This window comes from Planktothrix mougeotii LEGE 06226 (assembly GCF_015207485.1).
Taxonomy (GTDB): Bacteria; Cyanobacteriota; Cyanobacteriia; order Cyanobacteriales; family Microcoleaceae; genus Planktothrix.
Genome location: NZ_JADEWU010000148.1, coordinates 1 through 3064 on the forward strand (window position 1 = coordinate 1; position 3064 = coordinate 3064).

Here is a 3064-nt window from a genome sequence, read left to right on the forward strand (position 1 = left end):
AACCGCAGCTTGACCTTGATTCAATAACAATCGAGCTTGAGCAGGATGTACTGGGTTTTGAGGCTGTTTATTTGTATCAATTACAAAGACGTAATTAGACATGAAATGACTCCTATTTCTAGGGTAAGGTTCGCTTCGCCAATGTTTTCCGAACTTTTTGCGCTAACAACACTGTCTTACCCCTCGTAAAACTGTTTAATTGTTAACAATAGAGCCACAAACTAGCGTCGCATTCGTGGGTATTATGATCCAGAAAACGTAGCCGTTAGGCTATAGCTGGTCAGCTATCTAAAGTTAGAGGCATGTTGGCGTAGCCTGCGCGGAGCGCATAGCCCCGTCTCTTCAGAGCGGGGTGCTGACTAATTCTATCAGTGATTTGATTAATGTAGAAAAAGAATTACAGGGTGAATTGGTGGGCAAAACCCACCAATTGTTGTGAATAATAAACAGTTAACCTGCGGTTAATGCCACCGGAACTCGTTCTTCAATCACTTGGTCAATTAAACCATAATCCTTGGCTTCTTGGGCCGAGAGAAAATAATCTCGATCCGTATCTTTCTGAATTTTTTCCAACGTTTGCCCGGTACGACTGGCTAAAATATCATTCAACAAGCTGCGGATTCTCAAAATTTCTTTTGCTTCAATTTCGATATCCGTTGCTTGACCCCTTGCCCCTCCTAAAGGTTGGTGAATCATAATCCGAGCATGAGGTAAAGCCAAACGTTTTCCAGGGCTTCCTGCGGCTAATAAAAACGCTCCCATTGAAGCCGCTAAACCCACACAAATGGTAATCACATCGGCTTTAATGTATTGCATGGTATCGTAAATTGCCATCCCTGCTGTTACCGATCCCCCCGGAGAATTGATATACAAATAAATGGGTTTATTAGAATCCTCCGCATCTAAATACAGCATTTGGGCGACAATCCGATTTGCTAACCCATCGGTGACTTCTTGACCTAAAAATAAAATCCGTTCTACACCCAAACGGGTATAAATATCAATCCATCTTTCGTATTGACTACCTGGAAGACGATAAGGAACACTCGGAATCCCAATAGGCATAGCTTTACCCCTTTTGAAGTCTAAATTAATGTTAAACCGTTGCCACCAATGAAGGCAATTCTTTCCGACTCTTTAACACCCGGTCAATTAAACCATATTCCTTGGCTTCATCGGGTGTCAAATAGAACATCCGATCCGTATCTTTAGAAATTTTTTCCACCGATTGTCCGGTACTTTTTGACAAAATTTCTAACATGGTTCTTTTATTATCAAGAACTTCTTTCGCCCGAATTTGGATATCCGTTGCTTGACCTCTCGCCCCACTTTTAGCTTGATTTAAAACAATGGTGGCATGGGGTAAACTCGCCCGATATCCTTTGGTTCCGGCTGCTAAAATCATGGCAGCAGTTCCCATGGCTTGACCAATACAAATGGTATGAACCGGAGGTTTAATATAACCCAGGGTATCGCAAATGGCAAAGGCTTCGGTTTCAAACCCAATTGCATCTCCTCCATACCAGGAAGTTCCCGTTGAGTTGATGTAGAAATAGATGGGTTTCTCTGGATCGTCAAACTGTAAGTAAAGCAGTTGAGCGATAATCAGTTCAGTAACATCAATCCCCACTTGACGTTTGATGTCATCGGACGAATACAGGGGAAGTCCCAGATAGACAATCCTTTCCTTCAATAGAAGGGATTCCAAATCTGGCGGGGGAGTCCGAATCGGGCTATCGGTGTAAGAATATGCCGATTGCACAGCTTGAATGGGTTCTCTCATGAGGAATTCTCATCCTTAAACTTATAAAAATAGTAGCGCAACTCCAGGTAATCCTATGAAAGTCAGTTTGCAAGCGATTCTTAGCGATCCCAACTTCGATGTCTCCCAGGCAACCAGTCAACGTCAGCTTGCGATCTCCATTTCGGCTTTTCCCTCCCAAACTGATGCTGATGTCCCTTTGAATTTGTGCCTGATTTTAGATCATAGCGGTTCCATGAGTGGAAAACCCTTAGAAACGGTCAAACAGGCGGCGATCGAGTTAGTGGATCGATTAAAACCCGGCGATCGCATTTCTATTATAGCGTTTGATCATCGCGCTAAGGTTTTAATTCCCAATCAAGATATTAAAGATTTGGACAATATTAAACGTAAAATTAATAGCTTGAGAACATCTGGGGGGACAGCCATTGATGAAGGCCTAAAATTAGGTATTGAAGAATTGGGTAAAGGCAAAGCTGAACGAATTTCTCAAGCCTTTTTATTAACCGATGGGGAAAACGAACACGGCGACAATACGCGCTGTTTGAAATTAGCCCAACTTGCTGCTAATTATAACTTAACCATCAATACTTTAGGGTTTGGGGAAGATTGGAACTCGGATGTTTTAGAAGAAATTGCTGATGCGGCGGGAGGAAGTTTGGCTTATATTGAATATCCTGAACAAGCCCTGGATGAATTTAGTCGTTTATTTAATAAGATGCAGTCGGTGGGGTTAACCAATGCCTATTTACTCTTAGATTTAATGCCGAATGTGCGGTTAGCCGAACTCAAACCCATCGCCCAAGTTGCCCCGGATACCATCGAATTACCTGTTCAAAAAGAAGGAGAAAAATGGATGGTTCGTCTAGGGGATGTGATGAAAGATGTGGATCGGGTGGTTTTAGCCAATTTATATTTTGGTCAATTTTCGGAAGGAAAACAAGCGATCGCCCAAGTGCAAGTTCGTTATGATGATCCTTCTTTAGACTTACAAAATTTATATTCTGATCCGATCTGGGTGGACGGAAATTTTGTGAGTTCCTATCAACCGAAAGCTGATGGATTTGTACAACAACAAATTTTAGCTCTAGCCAAATATCGTCAAACTCAAATTGCGGAAACGAAACTCCAACAAGGCGATCGCGCTGGAGCCGCAACGATGTTACAAACTGCGGCTAAAACCGCTTTACAAATGGGAGATAAAAGCGCAGCAACGGTACTTCAAACCAGTGCCACTCGCTTACAATCTGGAGAAGAATTATCTGAAGCTGATAAGAAGAAAACCCGAATTGTCTCTAAAAC

4 protein-coding genes are annotated in these 3064 nt (G+C 42.4%); 1 reads left to right on the top strand and 3 read right to left on the bottom strand.

What is annotated here, in order from left to right; all coding sequences use genetic code 11:
* The 3 genes from IQ236_RS27410 to IQ236_RS27420 all read right to left on the bottom strand — a co-directional run.
* On the bottom strand, window positions 1–102 hold a 102-nt coding region (locus tag IQ236_RS27410; protein WP_193872383.1), incomplete at its 3' end, for an RRXRR domain-containing protein.
* A gap of 348 nt (window positions 103–450) precedes the next feature.
* Complete coding sequence (locus IQ236_RS27415) at window positions 451–1065, bottom strand: ATP-dependent Clp protease proteolytic subunit (protein WP_072717118.1); 615 nt, start codon at window positions 1063–1065, stop codon at window positions 451–453.
* Between the two features lie 31 nt (window positions 1066–1096).
* Window positions 1097–1783 (bottom strand): ATP-dependent Clp protease proteolytic subunit, encoded by a 687-nt coding sequence (locus tag IQ236_RS27420; protein ID WP_190524188.1) that lies wholly within the window; start codon window positions 1781–1783, stop codon window positions 1097–1099.
* Between the two features lie 55 nt (window positions 1784–1838).
* On the opposite strand from IQ236_RS27420, the gene IQ236_RS27425 reads away from it, so the two are divergent.
* On the top strand, window positions 1839–3064 hold a 1226-nt coding region (locus IQ236_RS27425; RefSeq protein ID WP_193872385.1), incomplete at its 3' end, for a vWA domain-containing protein.